This window comes from Oceanobacter kriegii DSM 6294 (assembly GCF_000422845.1).
Classification (GTDB): domain Bacteria; phylum Pseudomonadota; class Gammaproteobacteria; order Pseudomonadales; family Oceanobacteraceae; genus Oceanobacter; species Oceanobacter kriegii.
Genome location: NZ_AUGV01000004.1, coordinates 134,418 through 150,454, shown reverse-complemented (window position 1 = coordinate 150,454; position 16,037 = coordinate 134,418). Strand labels below are relative to the sequence as shown.

Below are 16,037 nucleotides of genomic sequence, written 5' to 3'. Positions count from 1 at the left end.
CGCTTGTGAAGCGCCTGAGTGGATTTATTTCTTGCGCTTGGCTTGCTTGCCAGCAGCAGATGCCTTGTCTTCCTTCTTGTTTTTGGACGACTTCTTACCAGAAGACTTCTTCTTGCTGTCTTCAGGTTGACCTTCGTCTTCGGCAATGTGGGAGATGGCTCTCAGGCGGTCAATGATGTCGCCATTGATGGTGCCATCCGGGAATTCGCCGTTGTCGTCCATAACGCCCGCCTCACGCTGCATCAGCAGCTCCAGCGCTTCATCCACATGCTTGATGCAATGAATCTGGAATTGCCCGGCGGCGACGGCTTCGACCACGTCATCGTGCAGGATCAGGTTGCGACGGTTGGATTCCGGCACAATCACGCCTTGTTTGCCGGTCAGGCCGCGAGCTTTACAGAGGCGGAAGAAGCCTTCGATCTTCTCGTTCACGCCACCAATGGCCTGCACTTCACCATGCTGGTTCATTGAACCTGTCATGGCAAAGCTCTGGTCGATGGGTGAATTGATCAGGGCAGAAATCAGGCACACCAACTCAGCCAGTGAGGCGCTGTCGCCGTCGATGTAGCCGTAGGATTGCTCCATCGCCAGATGGGCCGAAATGGCCAGTGGGAATTGCTGCGCATAGCGGTTGCCGAGGAAGCCGGTCAGGATCATCACGCCCTTGGAGTGAATTGCCTGGCCCAGGCTCACTTCGCGTTCAATATCGACAATGCCGCGTGAGCCCGGATACACGGTAGCGGTAATACGCGCAGGAGAACCGAAGCTGCTATCGCCCAGTGACATCACGGTCAAGCCGTTCATCTTGCCGACAGCGGTGCCTGACGTTTCCAGCAATACGGTGCCATCCATCATTTGCTCGAACAGCTTGTCGTAAACCCGGCCGGTACGCTCCAGTTTGGCAGTCAGTGCACGTTCGATATGGTGTGGCTCAATGGTTTTGTCCGCCGCCATTTGGCGAATGAAATCGGCTTCAGACAACAGGTCGAACTGTTCGCCAATGTGAGCGCTTAGACAATCCTGCTGCTCGGCCAGGCGGGCGCTGAATTGCACCATGCGCGCAACGGCATCGCGACTCAGAGGCGCGTAGCCTTGTTCGTCGGCGCGGCTTTTCAGTAGTCGGGCGTAAGCGTGCAACGACTCATCCGTTAGTGGCAGATCGTTGTCGAAGTCGACCACGGTTCGGAACAGACGATTAAAGTCTTCGTCGTATTGCTGCAGCAGGTAGTACACCTGACGGGAGCCAACCAATACCAGCTTCACGGACAGCGGAATGGTCGCTGGCAGCAGGCTGGTAGTGTTGAAAATGCCCATCTCTGAATAAGGCGAGTCCATTTTCAGCTGGCGGGACTGAATGGCGCGCTTCAGCGCGTCCCAAACAAAAGGCTCTTGCAGGACTTTTTCGGCGTCCAGAATCAGGTAACCGCCGTTGGACTGATGCAATGCGCCTTGGCAAATACGCTGATAGCTGGTGACCAGAGCACCCTGGTCACTGGTGTATTCAATGCGACCAAACAGGTTGCCGTAACTCGGGTGTGCTTCGTACACCACGGGTGCACCGCTGTCGGTGGAGTGGTGGGTGACCACGTTCGGCAGCAGCGACTCTTCCAGACGGTTGCGCTTGACGTATTCTTCGCGCAATTCCATCAGGCGGTCGTCGATCAGTTCTTCCAGCACCAGGCGGGGCAGGTGTTCTTCCATTTCGTCCAGATGGCTGGAAACCCGGTCGTGATGGCCAAAACGGTCGCGCAGAGGCGTCAGCAGCGGCTCAATCGCTTCCTTGATGGTTTGCTGGTTCAGCTCCCGTTGCTGGTCGCTGCTTTCCCGTTTCCATTGCGGTAGCTCGGCCAAATGGTCGCCCAGCATTTGCTCCAGCTGGGCGATGGTTTCATGGAAGTGCTCGCGCTCTTCTTCTGGCAACTGGGCAAAGTCGGATTCGTCCAGCGCCTTGCCTTCGCGCAGTGGGGTGAAGCTGATGGTGGAGGCATCGCGGTATACGGCGACTCCTTGTTTGTGCGCTTCCTTCTCAACCTGTTCAATCGCCTTGTCGTACTTGCGATTGAATTGGTAATCAATGGCAGATTTTTTTTGCTGGTAGGACGGGTGTTCGAAAGCCGCCGGAAAGGTCGCCAACAGCTGGTCGATCAGCTGGCGAATGTCTTCTTTCAGTTGGCTGGCTTCTGCCGGTTGCAGTTCAATCACACCCGGCTCACGGGGGTTTTTGAAGTTGTTTACGTAACACCAGACGGTGGGTGTTTCCTGGCGTTTGGCTTCGCTTTTCAGGTAGTCGCGAACGTAGGAAGAGCGGCCTGTGCCGGTGTCTCCCATTACAAAGATGTTGTAACCCGGACGCTGCATGGCAACGCCGAATTGAATGGCATTTACTGCTCGTTCCTGACCCAGAACGCCGTGAAAGCTGTCGAGTTCTGAGGTGGTGTCGAAATTGATGATGTCCTTATTGACGCGTTGGGTCAGATGTTCAGCAGGAATAAGTGTCGATACGTTGGCTGACATGTTATCCGTCTATATTGCGGCTGTTAGAAGATTCCACACTATTGGGAGTTGATTTACTTGGCAAGTAATTCACCGCATCTTTGACGGTCACGCTGCCTTATTTGCGGGCGCTGGCTGGCAAGAAGAATGCAACACAGCATTGCAATTCGAGCCTCGGACGGCATAATGCCGGCCGTTTTTTCCGTCGGTAGCACCCATGTCAGTTCAGCCTGAAGATCGCACGACGATCGATATGTTCTCGACTCCGAGACGTGGTCGTCCCAAAAGCAGCCCTTATGATCGCCGTTCCCAGAGTCGCTTTAACAAGCGTCACCAACGGATGCGTGACAAGGAGCGTGGCTTGCAGCGTCTTGAGGTCAAGATTGAAGGGGATATCATCGATGCCCTCGACACCGCTGCCAGTGAATTGAAGCTGACCCGTGCGGACGTCATATCGTTGGCACTGAAGCAGTGGCTGCATTTGTAGTTCCCAAAATGTAGCCCCGAAAAACTGCGCGGAGCGACTTGTTTGAATAACCCCTTGATTTTCAAAGAAGTTGTCATTAGTATGCGCGCTTCCTGACGTAAGTCGGGCGTTATGGTGGCCCCTGTTGGTCCCCTCGCAACGATAAACTGCGAACCCCGCCAGGCCCGGAAGGGAGCAACGGTAGTAGTCGACTCGTGTGCCGGGGTGTGGCTGATGGGGGTCATCTCCAACTTCCCCTGACATCCCCCTCGTAAGTCGCTATCATTCGCCAATCGAAGTTTAGCTGAGTCAGCGTTTTCATGAGTTATCAGGTACTTGCACGTAAATGGCGGCCAAAGTTCTTCCACGAAATGGTTGGCCAGGAGCACGTCCTGAGAGCGTTGATCAACGCCCTTGACGAGCAACGTCTGCACCATGCCTATCTGTTTACCGGTACCCGTGGGGTCGGTAAAACCACCATTGCCCGAATTCTTGCCAAGTGCCTTAACTGCGAACAAGGCGTCAGCTCTCGTCCGTGTGGCGAATGTTCTGCCTGTCGTGAGATTGCCGAAGGCCGTTTTGTTGATCTGATCGAAGTGGATGCTGCCTCCCGCACCAAGGTTGAGGACACCCGCGAACTGCTCGACAACGTACAGTACGCGCCGACGCGAGGCCGCTACAAGGTTTACCTGATCGACGAAGTGCACATGCTCTCTACCCACAGCTTCAACGCCCTGTTGAAAACGCTGGAAGAGCCGCCAGAGCACGTCAAATTCCTGCTGGCAACCACCGATCCGCAAAAGCTGCCGGTCACCGTGCTGTCTCGTTGTTTGCAGTTCAGCCTCAAGAACATGACGCCGGAGAGCATTGTTGGCTACCTGGAAACCGTTCTGGACGCTGAAAGCGTTCAGTACGAAATGCCAGCGTTGTGGCAATTGGGCCGTGCGGCACAGGGCAGTATGCGTGATGCCCTCAGTTTGACCGACCAGGCGATTGCGTTCGGCGAAGGCAATGTCTATGAGCACCAGGTAACCAGCATGCTGGGCACCATGGACCGCGGTCGACTGTTCAAACTGGCCGAGGTCATGGCGCGCGGCAGTGCGCCCGAAGTGCTGGCTGAAGTGGCTGAGATGGCCGAACACGGCCCGGACTTTGATGAAGTGGTTCAGGGTTTGTTGGGTATCTGGCATCGTGCCGCACTGGCGCAAGTGGTGCCGGATGCTATTGATAACGCCGAAGGTGACCGCGAGGCCATTCTGGCGCTGGCGGTAGCCATGAACGGCGAAGACTTGCAGCTGTATTATCAAATTGCGCTTTCCGGTCGCAAGGACCTGGCGATGGCGACAGATCCACGTCAGGGCTTTGAAATGCTGGTGCTGCGCATGTTGGCGTTCCGTCCAATGCCGGAGCAGCTGCCACAAGCGTTGGCCGATTTGGATCTTGCGACCGCGCTGACCAATCCTTCCGTTGCTGCATTTGCTGCCGATGATCCGGCGGCCGAAAAAAAAAAGTTAACGGCTGAGCCTGAACCTTCATCTTCTTTGCCTGAAACTTCTGCTGCCGACTCTTCTGTTGCTGAAGCGTCCGTTGCAGCAGCTTCTGAACCACACCTGCCAACCGCAGATCAGCCAGGCTCAGCGCAGTCTCATATTTCCGGGGAAAATGCTGCTTCAGAACCAGCCGCCCCAGAAGCTCCAGCGCCAGCCCAGCCAACAGTACAGACAGCAGCCTCTGTTGTTTCCAATAAACCTGTGGCTTCTGTGCCTGAAGCGGTCGAGCCTCAGGATCATCATCCGGTCAATCCGCCGCAGGAAAAGCCTTATGTCGCCGCTGCTCCAGCAGTAGAGCTTGCGCCCACACCTGAAGCGCATACTGGTCAGAGCGTAGCAAGCCCTTCCGGTACTCATATGCCAGCACAGCAAGAGGAGCCGGTTGCTCAGCCTGCAGCTGTGCAAGATGCTGCCCCTGAAGCACCGGCTGTACCTTGGGCAGAAGAGGACATTCCGGTCGACGACGAGCCGTGGAGTTCCGGCTCGTCCAGTCAGCCACCTGCCTATGAAGAATACGACGACGATGAAGACGATGCCGTTCCTGCGCCGATGGGTGCAGCCATGGCCGGTCATCTCAGTCAGCTGTTGAATGCGTCAGCGGAAGACTCGCTGGCTCCTGTAGCGGCGCCGGAACCAGAACAGCCACCACCGGCCGAAGTCAGCAAGGAAGATTTGCCAGAGCTGGCCCCGCATACCTGGTGGATGTGGCTGCCGCATTTGCCATTGGCCGGTTTGCCCATGGCGATTGCCAAAAACAGCGCGCTGGTGGAAGTGCGTGGTAACGAATACATTTTTGATGTCGACCCGCAGCAGGGCGCACTGTTTAACGCCAACCAGCAGCAGCGCATCCAGCAAGCGGTTGAGAGTTTGCTGCCTAACGCCCGTTTGGTGATGGCGTTGAATACCCCGCGTGGTGAAACGCCGGATCAGCGTCGTCAGCGGCTGGCCGCTGAAGCTGCTTTTATTGCCCAGCAAGCGATTGAGACGGACGACAAGGTTCGCAATATACTGAGTACCTTCAACGCGATGGTGGTGCCAGACAGCATTCAGCCGCTTACGGAATAGAATCAAACGTTTTCGGCCATTGTGATCGAGCCGAAAACTTACAACACCGATGTCGGTCGTAAGCTATGCACGATGTCGGAAGACCATTGAATACACACTGGCGAGATGCCGGTAGAGGAGTCAAACATGATCAAAGGTGGCATGGGCAACCTGATGAAACAGGCCCAGAAGATGCAGGAGCAAATGCAAAAGGCTCAGGCTGAACTGGCAGAAGCAGAAACCACCGGCGAATCCGGTGCGGGCCTGGTTAAAGTCGTTATGACAGGTCGTCACGACGTCAAAAGCGTTGCCATTGATGATTCCCTGATGGAAGAAGACAAGGACATGCTGGAAGACCTGCTGGCCGCTGCTGTAAACGATGCGGTTCGCAAGATCGAAGCAGCCAACAAGGAACACATGTCCAAAATGACGCAGGGCATGGGTCTGCCACCTGGCTTCAAAATGCCATTCTGATGCCGAAAGCGATCATTCCAGCGCCGCTGGAACAGCTAACCAGAGCCCTGGATGATCTGCCGGGCATCGGCCCCAAAGCCGCTGCCCGTTTGTCGCGTAAGCTCACGCATTCGCCTGAACTGGCGCGACAATTGATGCAAGCATTAACAACGGCACAGAACGACCTTGGTCTGTGTGGCTGTTGCCGGTCTTATACCGTAGATTCAGAATGCCCGGTGTGTGATGGTCAATGGCAGGGCAGGCAGCCTTTGCGCATTGTGCAACTGCCTGAGCAAATCGCCGATCTGCGCGAGAAAAACCATCTTTTGCCAGAGCCTGATGCGCCAACCAACTGGTTTGTGTTGCACGGGTTGTTGTCACCGGTTGATGGTATTGGCCCGCGACAATTGGGTCTGGAATGCCTGCAGCAGCGGTTAGGCAGTGAAGTAGAGCGGCCATCGCGTATAGATGTTGTACTGGAAGACTCTGTCGAGGCCCAGACGACGGCGTTTTACCTCGAAACACTGGCCGAACAAGCAGGCATCGTATTTGCCGCACACCACGTTGAAGGTGTGTTACAGCCGCGCTAGTGTCCCTGAGTGTCTAGCGTGGTACTCAGGCATCGCCATGCCGCTTCTATAAATTAATGAATCTGGCGCACGAAACTGCCAATAGGAGAATCCCTTGAGTAAGCCAAACGTACCGGTACCTGTGTGGTTAACCAGCAACGAAACGCTGGCCGCCGCGTGCAAGGACTGGCTGCACGAGGAGTTTCTGGCGCTGGATACCGAATTTGTTCGCACCACCACCTTTTATCCCAAGGCCGGTCTGGTACAGGTGGCCAGCAGCAAGGGCTGCTTCCTGATCGACCCGCTGAGCATCAGCGACTGGTCCGCTTTTACCGACGTGTTGCAGGCTGAGTCTGTCACCAAGGTATTTCATGCCTGTCTGGAAGACCTTGAAGTCTGTCGCCAATTAACCGGGGCAGTGCCAAGTCCTTTGGCCGATTCCCAGTTGGCGGCTGCGATGGTGGGGTTGGGCGCTTCGTTGGGCTTCCAGAAAATCATTGCTGCCTTGCTGTCTATCGAGCTTGATAAGGAAGAAACCCGCTCCAACTGGCTGGCTCGTCCACTGACGGAAGAGCAGGTGCAGTACGCCGTAGCCGACGTCTATTACTTGCGTAAAATCTGGCCCATGCTGGTCGGCCAGTTGCAACAGTTGCAGCGCACTGACTGGCTGGCAGAAGACTGTGCCCGCACGGTAGAAGAAGCCAGTGAAACCGATGTGCCGGGCAATTATTACCGCCGGGTAAAACTGGCCTGGAAGCTGCGTCCGCAGGAACAACATGTGTTGCAGCAGCTGGTGGTATGGCGTGAACTGCAAGCCCGTGAGCGTGATGTACCACGCAACAAGATCATCGACGACAACAGCCTCTGGAACATTGCCCGCTATAAGCCGAAAGCCAAGGATCAGCTTAATCGTTCGGGTTTGAAGCCGGAAATGATTCGCCGCGATGGCAACACCGTACTGGCGGTGATGCGCGAAGCCATGGAAGACGAAAAAGACCTGTGGCCCGCCGTGCTCGACAAGCCGCTGTCGCCGGATGCTGGTCAGCTGCTGAAAGACATCAAACAAATTGTTGTGAATCGCGCGGAAGCCCTTAACATTCCCCCGGAAATTCTGGCGCGCAAGAAGCCGCTGGAGGCACTGGTTCGCTCGGGCTGGAAAACGGGGCGCTATTTTCTGCCGGATACGCTCAGCGGTTGGCGCAAGAACGAAATTGGCGATGTGCTGCTGGCACACCTGAACCAAAGTGCATCCGAACCAGAATGCAGCTGAGCCAGAGTGCAGCTGAGCCAGAGAGCTGCTGAAACGACGGGATAAGCCGCAACCGTGGCACGCAACCAACAAGATTATTCGCGCACGTGCGACGAATAACAGGATTAACTGATGAGCAAAGTACTCTGCGACGTTTACAAGAGTCGTAAAAAAGACGAAACCTATTTGTACGTTTCCCGCAAGGATGGCCTTGAGCGTGTGCCGGAGGCGCTGTTGGAAATGTTTGGCAAGCCGGAGCTGGCGCTGACGCTGATCATCACGGCTGAAAAACAGCTGGCCCGTTACACTGGCGAGCAAGTTCTGGAAAGCATCGACGACAAGGGTTTTTTCCTGCAAATGCCGCCTCCGAAGGAAGAGACCGGCCTGCCAGACCTGTTCTGCAAGCGTGATACCGACGACTGATGAGCCAACAAGCATTTTGGCAAACCAAGTCGCTGGATCAAATGAGCAAGGCCGAGTGGGAATCGCTGTGTGATGGCTGTGCCCGTTGTTGCCTGCACAAACTACAGGACGACGAAACCGACGAGGTTTACTACACCGATATCCACTGCCGCTATATGGAGCGCAGTGACTGCCGCTGTAGCGTGTACCTTGAGCGCCAGCAGAAAGTACCTCATTGCGTCTGGCTAACCCCGGAGCAGGCCAGCGAGTTCTTCTGGTTGCCCGACACTTGCGCCTATCGCTTGCTGGCGGAAGGCAAACCCTTGTTCGACTGGCACCCGTTGATCAGTGGTGACCCGACGACCGTTCACTCGGCGGGTATCTCCATTGCCAACAAGGGTGTACCTGATGATCAGGTGCCGGAAGAAGACTGGGAAGATCACATCATCTGGAAAGCCTGATATGGATAATTTTTTTGACCCGACCATGGCCTGGGGCCTGTACCTGATAAGCGCCCTGATTGGCTGCTGGTGCTGGCGTGCGATGTTTTTCTTTATGAAACGCTCAGGTGTTATCCGTGACTTTCTGGTAATGCTGGGTCCGGTTCTGTTGCTGACGCCAACGCCGTTGGCTACAGGCCGCAGCGAATTCGCACCGGCGTTTATGGTGGCAGCGTTTTCGGCGATTAACGGCGAAACCGAGATCACCGAAAGCGCCTTGGTGTGGTGGTTGGGTGGCCTGGTGGTCGGCATCGTGTACGTTCTGGTGCGTATGGTGGTGCGTTTACAAACGCGCAAACCGGCGGCCGCCGAAGATGGCGAACACGCCGCAGCATAACCACTTCTTCTGATTTATCCCTCTTTTGAACGGGCCGCTCAGGCTCGTTCCCCTCGCTTTGTGGCTTTCGACTACATCTCGTACCGTTTCTTTTCTTGCCGGCTTCTGGCCTTAACAAAGATCTTTGCTAGGTTTACATAGGGTGCCCTAAAAGAAGGGTCGCTGTGTATACAACCTGCACAGAGTGACTATTTCCATCCCGGGCATTGAAACAATGTTTATTCGGCCAGGTTCGTCCGTTTGCTGATACCAACGTGGCGGCCTGATTACGGTGAGGTTGGAGCATGGCTAATCATATTTTTATTCTGGCTACGGTAATGCTGCTGGCGGGCATTTTCGGTGGGCTGGTGAACTATTACCTGTATGGCGACAAGGACCCGGATGCCGCTGGCTTGCCGCGATTTCTGGTGGTGGGGGTAGGTGCCTCCTTTTTGGTGCCGGTGATTCTGGACGTGGTGAACAGTGAGCTGGTGCTGGAAAGCCAGGGCGATCCATCTCGTCTGCTGATCTTTACCGGTTTCTGCTTGATTGCAGCTCTGGTAAGCCGCTTCTTCGTCGACAATATGTCCGACCGCATTCTCTCTGAAGCCAAAGTTGCCAAACAGCGTTCGGAAGAAGTTCAGCACAATTTGATGACCATTCAGAAAGAAATCCTGCCTTTGGTCGATACAGAAACAGAGCAGGACGGCATGGTGGAAGACGCCGAGGAATACGAAATCCAGGATCAGCTGGACGTTACCTCTGCGGAAATTCTCAAAGTGCTGTCGAATGGTCGCTTCATCTTCCGCTCCCTTGGTGGGGTGTGTCGTGAATCGAACCAGGAAGAATCAACGGCACTGAAAACCCTGCACGTTCTGACCACTCGCAGTCTGGCTGGCAAGGTCAGCAGTAAGAGTGGTGTGCGTTGGCACATTACCGAGAAAGGACGCCGCGTACTGGAAGCCAACCTGTAACCAGGCACAACCTGTTTTAAGTGCGCTTTCCCGCAGTTGTGGAGTCGGAATATGAAGGTAAACAAAGCGATCGGGTGGTTTAAGACCAGTGATAAACAGACCGGACCTATCCGGCAGACCCGATGGCTCCTGACATTTTTTATGCTGATATGCCTGCCGTGGTCAGCTGCTTGGGCGGATGACTCGGTCGATGTCCGGGTGGTTATTGATATCTCCGGCAGCATGAAAGAAACCGATCCACAAAACCTGCGGGTGCCAGCACTGAATCTGGTGGTTGAACTGTTGCCGGAAGGCTCTCAGGCGGGGGTCTGGACCTTCGGGCAGTACGTCAACATGCTGGTGCCGCTGGGGCAGGTGAACGACCAGTGGCGCAGCAAGGCCCGCGAAGTCGCCGGGCAAATCAATTCCGCTGGCCAGCGCACCAACCTCACCGAGGCGCTGGAAAAAGCCAGCTGGAAAATTGCCGACGACTCCGGCCTCCAGCAAAGCGTTATCCTGCTGACGGACGGCATGATCGACGTTGCCAACGGTGGCCCACAAGCGGCCGCCAACCAGCAATCCCGCCGTCGTTTGATCACCGATATTCTGCCGCTGTACCAAAAGGCCGGTGCCAAAATTCATACGCTTGCCTTGTCGGATGCCGCTGACAAACAGTTGCTGGAGCAAATCGCCCTGGAAACCGGAGGCTTGTTCCTGCAACCCGCCAATGCGGACGACCTGAGCCGTAACTTCCTGCGCGCGTTTGAGCGTGCAGCACCGGCGGAACAAGTACCCCTGAACGACAATCGCTTCAGTATCGACAGCAGTGTGCGTGAATTCACCGCGCTGGTGTTTCGTAAGCCAGGTGCGAAGCCGACCAAGCTTATTTCGCCGTCGGGTCAGGAATATACCCGCGACACGCAGGCCGACGATGTGCGTTGGCACCGGGATGTGAATTTTGACCTGATTACCATCTCGCAACCAGAAGCCGGCGAGTGGAATCTGGATGCCGATATCGACCCTGAAAACCGGGTGCAGATATTATCGGACCTGAAAATGACCGTTGATGGCATCGAGGCGACGATTTTCAGCGGTGACCCGATCAATGCCGATATCGCTCTGACCAACGAAGACAAGATCATTACCGAACAGGCACTGTTGGGCCTGACGGACTTCACCATCAGCGTAACCAACCCTGATGGTCGTACTACTACACACCTGATTTCTGATCCGGAAGACCTGCCAGAAGACGGTATTTTCAGTAAAACCCTCGAGCGTTTTACCCAGCCTGGTGAGTACCGTTTTGAAGTGTTGGCACAGGGTCGGACTTTCTCACGCCAGCGAACGCTGACCGCCAACCTGTCTGAGCCGTTTGAGGTCAGTACCGAAGAAAACGTCGATGAGCAGCGCTTTATGATCCGCGTTGAGCCATTGTCGGACTTGATTGACCGTGGTCTCAGCCGGGTGCTGGTACGCACGATCTACCCGGATGGCAGTTCCAAAATTGTGCCCATGACCATGGTTGGAGACTACTGGGAATTTGAAGCGACGCCGACGGAAGGCGATGGCGACTATGAATACGAGCTGAATATCCGCGGGGTTACGGCCGGAGGTAAAACCTTCCGCAGCCATCCGCAAAATATTGATGTGACCTTCCCGCTGAATCACGAAGCGGTGGTGGTACCCATTAATACCGACCTGTCGCAACAAGCCATGGCCGGTGCCATGAACCTGGCAGCGGAGATGGAAGAAGAGGCGGCGCCGGAAGAAGAGATCAAAGCGGTTCGTCCTCCCGACCCGCCACCGGAACCTGAGCCTGTTGTTGAACCCAAAAAACCGGAAGTGCCTGAACCGGCGGTTACCGAAGGTGCTGAGCCAGAAGAGGAAGAAGGCTCCAGTCTGTGGGTGTGGATTGTGATTGCCGTGGTGGTGCTGTTGCTGGCCGGTGTTGGCGCGGGCGTGTTCTTCTTCCTGAAGAAGAAAAAGCAGGCTGCCGCAGCGGCAGATGCCTCCGACGATGCGCCTAAAGGCGAAGTGGGCCTGGACGAGGTGGATGAGAAAACCGTGGCTGAAAATATTCAGAACATGGACGACTTTGAAGCCTTTATGTCGGAAGGGGAGGAGCAAATCCTCGATGCTGGCAACACTGACGATGTCGACAGCCCGGATACCATCGCCAGCGATACCAATATTGATCCACTGGCCGACGACGGGGCCGCGGATGCCGACATTGGCGCTGGGGCCGACGAAGATGACGACTGGGGAGAGTTCGACCTGGATGATGACCAGAAGTAATTGGCTTTGAATATCCCGGCCGTCTGTCCTGATGCCTGACCAGAAGCCTGTCCAGAAGCCTGTCCAGAAGCCTGCACTGTGAAAAGTGCAGGCGCATACCACTGGAAAATCTGCGTTTTTATTACCGAACGGATTCGCCCGCGTTAGCGCTGGAATAGCGCCTTATCAATCGCCATTATGGCCTCACATTGAACTTGCCGACGCAATCGGGTGTTGGCATTTACGGAGGTTGTATGTCGTCATCGTTCAAACCCGTTGCTTACCTGAAAAGTGACTGCCCATTCTGCTTCAAGCTGGTGATGTTTCTGGCGGAAGCAGGCCTGATGGACAAGGTCGAGTTGGTCCGGATTGAGGGCACCGATGAAGCCGCAATGAATCACTATCGGGAATTGCTGCAACAAAAGACCAGGGAGAAGGCGAGCTTCCCAACGGTACAGCTGGATGAAGACAGCTACAGTTCGGATTCGGAAGGTCTGATTCAGATGTTTGCCGATCAATACCAGATTGATGCGGCGACATTACCGGGGCTGGCGTACTACAAGGACAATCTGTTTCCAGCTTATATTGCCCGCTTCAAGGAATTGAAGGCGTTGCGCGCACAGGTGGCTGAGTCCTGACTCTGGTCAGCTAGTAAGTAGGGCATAAAAAACGGAGCACAAAGGCTCCGTTTTTTATGCGTCAGGCATTGGATTGCCTGTTTAGCGGGGGAGTTACAGAACGCCCTGGCTCTTCAGGTAATCGTCGTAGCTGCCGTGGAAGTCGACGATCTTGTTGTCGCGGATTTCCAGAATACGGGTCGCCAACGAGGATACGAACTCACGGTCGTGAGATACGAAGATCAGCGTGCCTTCGTACATCTCCAGCGCCATGTTCAGGGATTCAATCGATTCCATGTCCATGTGGTTGGTCGGTTCGTCCATCACCAGCACGTTGTGGTTACCCATCATCAGCTTGCCGAACAGCAGACGACCTTTTTCACCACCGGAACATACCTTGACGTTCTTCTTGATGGCATCGGCGTTGAACAGCAGGCGACCCAGAGCGGCACGAACGGCAGTCTCGTCCTGTTCTTCGGTCTTCCACTGGTCCATCCAGTCGTACAGGTTCACATCACCACGGCCCGGGCCTTCGAACTCGTACTCGTGATCCTGAGCGTAGTAACCCAGGTTGGCGTTTTCAGACCATTTCACGACACCACCGGTTGGCGTCAGGTCGTCAACCAGACACTTCAGGAAGGTGGTTTTACCCACGCCGTTGGCACCGATCACCGCGATTTTCTCGCCTGCTTCAATCATCAGATCGGTGCTGGAGAACAGTGGCGCTTCGCCATCATACGCCTGGGTCAGGCCTTCGATCATCACAGCCTGACGGTGCAGCTTCTTCTCTGGAGTAAAGCGAATGAACGGGTTCTGACGGCTGGAAGGCTTGAACTCTTCAATCTTGATCTTTTCAATCTGCTTGGCACGAGAGGTAGCCTGTTTGGCCTTGGACGCGTTGGCAGAGAAGCGGGAAACGAACTGCTGCAGTTCGGCAATCTGGGCTTTCTTCTTGGCGTTGTCGGCCTGCTGGCGTTCACGGGCAGCGGTAGACGCGATCATGAAGTCATCGTAGTTGCCCGGGTAAACCTTGATCTGACCGTAGTCGATGTCGGCCATGTGGGTACACACGGAGTTCAGGAAGTGACGGTCGTGCGAGATGATGATCATGGTGCACTTCATGTCATTCAGAATGCCTTCCAACCAACGGATCGTGTTGATGTCCAGGTTGTTGGTCGGTTCGTCCAGCAGCAGGATGTCCGGGTTGGAGAACAGCGCCTGCGCCAGCAGCACACGCAGCTTCCAGCCAGGGGCAACTTCGCTCATTGGGCCGTTGTGCAGTTCGGTTTCGATGCCGGCGCCCAGCAGCAGTTCGCCTGCCTTGGATTCGGCGGTGTAACCACCCAGCTCGGCAAATTCGCCTTCCAGCTCGGCAGCACGCATGTAGTCTTCTTCGGTGGCTTCCAGATTGGCGTAGATGGCATCACGCTCTTCTTTAACCGCCCACATTTCCTTGTTGCCCATCATCACGGTGTCGAGCACAGTGAATTCTTCAAAGGCAAACTGGTCCTGGTTCAATTTACCCAGACGCTCGTTGGGCGTTACAGACACGTTGCCTGCAGACGGTTCCAGAGAGCCATCAAGGATCTTCATGAAGGTGGATTTGCCGCAGCCGTTGGCGCCGATCAGGCCATAACGGTTGCCGTCACCGAACTTGATGGAAATGTTTTCAAACAGCGGCTTGGCGCCGAACTGCATGGTGATATTGGCGGTGGAAATCAAAGCGAAGTCCTGCAAATGTGAAGTGCCAGACGATCAGGGCACAGGTGTAAGTCGAATAGGTGCGAACTATACCTGTTTTTGAAGCTGTTTGCTTTCAAACCTGTGCCTGAAAGGTATGAAATCCGCTGCTGTCTGGTTAATCTCCAGTGCCGATTTGATGAAATTGTCGACAGCGCTGCGTTTAAACGGATATAGAGAATCAACGACATGGACAGACCGCTATTCAACTCAGTGTATTGCTACCGAACAGGCGTATTGCTCCTGATTGTCTCCATGCTTGCCGGGTGTGTTTCAGCGAAGACAAAGCCCCTTGAGCAAGTGTCATCGGAGGAACAGGGAGTCGTTCAATGCGAACAGACGTTTCCGGAGTGGGAGTTGGGTCTGGAGGGGTATTCCCTGAAAGAGTGTGAGTCCGGCAGTGTCGGCGAATTTGTGGTTTGCAATATCGTGCTGGGTGGCGTGATTCTCGTCGGCAGTACCATTGTCTCTGGCAGTGTTTATGCGGTGGGAAATACCCTGCATTGGGCAGAGAAGAGTGTCAGGTGCTCGGATTTGCCCGAGCCAGAAGATGCGCAGGAACCGGTACGGGAATCAGCTACTGGCGGTGATCTTCAAGCGGAAATCTAGCCGTTCAGGCAAACAAAAAAGCGGCTGGGTCAGCCGCTTTTCTGTTTTTGGAGCGAAGGTTTATGGTCGGCTGGGCTTATTTGCCAGCACGGCCCAGAAAACGACGCTCTTCCACATTGATGCGAACCACATCGCCCTGGGAAATATGCTCTGGAACCTGAACCACCAGGCCGGTGCTCATGGTCGCAGGCTTGGTGCGCGCAGTGGCAGAGTTGCCTTTCACAGACGGTTCACATTCGGTGATTTCCAGTTCAACGATGGAAGGCAGCACCAGACCAACCGGAGAGCCGTCTACCACCAGAACCTGTAGGTCCTGGGTGTTTTCATTAACGAACAGAATTTCGTCTTCGATGGCGCTCTTGTCCAGGTGGTATGGGGTGTAGTCTTCGTTGTCCATGAAGACGTAGGCTTCGCCGTCGATGTAGCTGAACATGGAAGGGCGACGAACCAGGTCGGCAAAGTTCAGCATGTCGGAATCCTTGAAGGTTTCGTCCAGCTTCTGACCGGTTACCACATTGTACATACGCATACGGTACAGGCTGCCACCGGCGCGACCCTGGGGTACGGAGCGCTCGATATCCTTGATGAAGTAGACCTCGCCGTTGTATTCGATGGCGGCGTTCTTTTTGATTTCACTGGCCTTTGGCATGACGGTTTCCTCAGTGTTACATGCGCTGCGAACGCTGCTGAATAATGGCTTATGGCGTCCGCTACAGTTCGGCCGCGACTATACGCCGAAATGGGATTCAAAACGACAGTGTCATGGTGGGATAACGCAGAATTGTACCTGTCTGCCTTATGG

Annotated in this window: 15 protein-coding genes and 1 other RNA gene; 13 read left to right on the top strand and 3 right to left on the bottom strand. The window is 55.1% G+C overall.

Annotated elements, in window-relative coordinates; genetic code table 11:
- Positions 1 to 24: 24 nt before the first annotated feature.
- Positions 25 to 2,514, bottom strand: a complete 2,490-nt coding sequence (locus G516_RS0103635; protein WP_028292514.1) for a Lon protease family protein — start codon at positions 2,512 to 2,514, stop codon at positions 25 to 27.
- Between the two features lie 196 nt (positions 2,515 to 2,710).
- Here G516_RS0103635 and ybfE point away from each other — a divergent pair, with 196 nt between their 5' ends.
- The 12 genes from ybfE to G516_RS20865 all read left to right on the top strand — a co-directional run bounded on the left by ybfE (position 2,711) and on the right by G516_RS20865 (position 12,907).
- On the top strand, positions 2,711 to 2,980 hold the full coding sequence (gene ybfE / locus G516_RS0103630) for a LexA regulated protein (protein ID WP_028292513.1): 270 nt from the start codon (positions 2,711 to 2,713) through the stop codon (positions 2,978 to 2,980).
- Positions 2,981 to 3,102: 122 nt separating this feature from the next.
- An RNA gene (ffs, locus tag G516_RS24265) (signal recognition particle sRNA small type) lies at positions 3,103 to 3,199 on the top strand.
- 80 nt (positions 3,200 to 3,279) lie between these two features.
- The gene (gene dnaX, locus G516_RS0103625; RefSeq protein WP_028292512.1) at positions 3,280 to 5,574 is read left to right on the top strand and encodes a DNA polymerase III subunit gamma/tau; all 2,295 of its coding nucleotides are present in this window, start codon (positions 3,280 to 3,282) and stop codon (positions 5,572 to 5,574) included.
- Positions 5,575 to 5,700: 126 nt separating this feature from the next.
- Positions 5,701 to 6,027 (top strand): YbaB/EbfC family nucleoid-associated protein, encoded by a 327-nt coding sequence (locus G516_RS0103620; RefSeq protein ID WP_028292511.1) that lies wholly within the window; start codon positions 5,701 to 5,703, stop codon positions 6,025 to 6,027.
- Positions 6,027 to 6,596 carry a hypothetical protein gene (locus tag G516_RS23695; RefSeq protein WP_028292510.1) on the top strand — a complete coding sequence of 190 codons (570 nt, stop codon included), beginning with the start codon at positions 6,027 to 6,029 and terminating at the stop codon, positions 6,594 to 6,596. The genes G516_RS0103620 and G516_RS23695 overlap by 1 nt, the downstream gene beginning before the upstream one ends.
- A 94-nt stretch (positions 6,597 to 6,690) precedes the next feature.
- Positions 6,691 to 7,845, top strand: a complete 1,155-nt coding sequence (rnd, locus tag G516_RS0103610) for a ribonuclease D (protein ID WP_028292509.1) — start codon at positions 6,691 to 6,693, stop codon at positions 7,843 to 7,845.
- A 111-nt stretch (positions 7,846 to 7,956) separates the two neighbouring features.
- The gene (locus tag G516_RS0103605) at positions 7,957 to 8,247 is read left to right on the top strand and encodes a YcgL domain-containing protein (protein WP_028292508.1); all 291 of its coding nucleotides are present in this window, start codon (positions 7,957 to 7,959) and stop codon (positions 8,245 to 8,247) included.
- Positions 8,247 to 8,687, top strand: a complete 441-nt coding sequence (locus G516_RS0103600; RefSeq protein WP_211225051.1) for a YcgN family cysteine cluster protein — start codon at positions 8,247 to 8,249, stop codon at positions 8,685 to 8,687. The genes G516_RS0103605 and G516_RS0103600 overlap by 1 nt, the downstream gene beginning before the upstream one ends.
- A 1-nt stretch (position 8,688) precedes the next feature.
- Positions 8,689 to 9,063, top strand: a complete 375-nt coding sequence (locus G516_RS0103595; RefSeq protein ID WP_028292506.1) for a hypothetical protein — start codon at positions 8,689 to 8,691, stop codon at positions 9,061 to 9,063.
- 284 nt (positions 9,064 to 9,347) lie between these two features.
- Positions 9,348 to 10,016, top strand: coding sequence for a YEATS-associated helix-containing protein (locus G516_RS0103590; RefSeq protein WP_028292505.1), 669 nt, complete (start codon positions 9,348 to 9,350; stop codon positions 10,014 to 10,016).
- 141 nt (positions 10,017 to 10,157) lie between these two features.
- Positions 10,158 to 12,290 (top strand): VWA domain-containing protein, encoded by a 2,133-nt coding sequence (locus tag G516_RS20870; protein ID WP_051218900.1) that lies wholly within the window; start codon positions 10,158 to 10,160, stop codon positions 12,288 to 12,290.
- Between the two features lie 233 nt (positions 12,291 to 12,523).
- Complete coding sequence (locus G516_RS20865) at positions 12,524 to 12,907, top strand: glutathione S-transferase domain-containing protein (protein ID WP_051218899.1); 384 nt, start codon at positions 12,524 to 12,526, stop codon at positions 12,905 to 12,907.
- A gap of 93 nt (positions 12,908 to 13,000) precedes the next feature.
- Here the strand turns inward: G516_RS20865 and G516_RS0103575 are convergent, their stop codons facing one another.
- Positions 13,001 to 14,608, bottom strand: coding sequence for an ABC-F family ATPase (locus G516_RS0103575; RefSeq protein WP_028292504.1), 1,608 nt, complete (start codon positions 14,606 to 14,608; stop codon positions 13,001 to 13,003).
- Positions 14,609 to 14,983: 375 nt separating this feature from the next.
- On the opposite strand from G516_RS0103575, the gene G516_RS0103570 reads away from it, so the two are divergent.
- The gene (locus tag G516_RS0103570) at positions 14,984 to 15,235 is read left to right on the top strand and encodes a hypothetical protein (protein ID WP_156878939.1); all 252 of its coding nucleotides are present in this window, start codon (positions 14,984 to 14,986) and stop codon (positions 15,233 to 15,235) included.
- A gap of 76 nt (positions 15,236 to 15,311) precedes the next feature.
- Here the strand turns inward: G516_RS0103570 and efpL are convergent, their stop codons facing one another.
- Positions 15,312 to 15,884, bottom strand: coding sequence for an elongation factor P-like protein EfpL (gene efpL / locus G516_RS0103565; protein ID WP_028292502.1), 573 nt, complete (start codon positions 15,882 to 15,884; stop codon positions 15,312 to 15,314).
- Between the last annotated feature and the right edge of the window lie 153 nt (positions 15,885 to 16,037).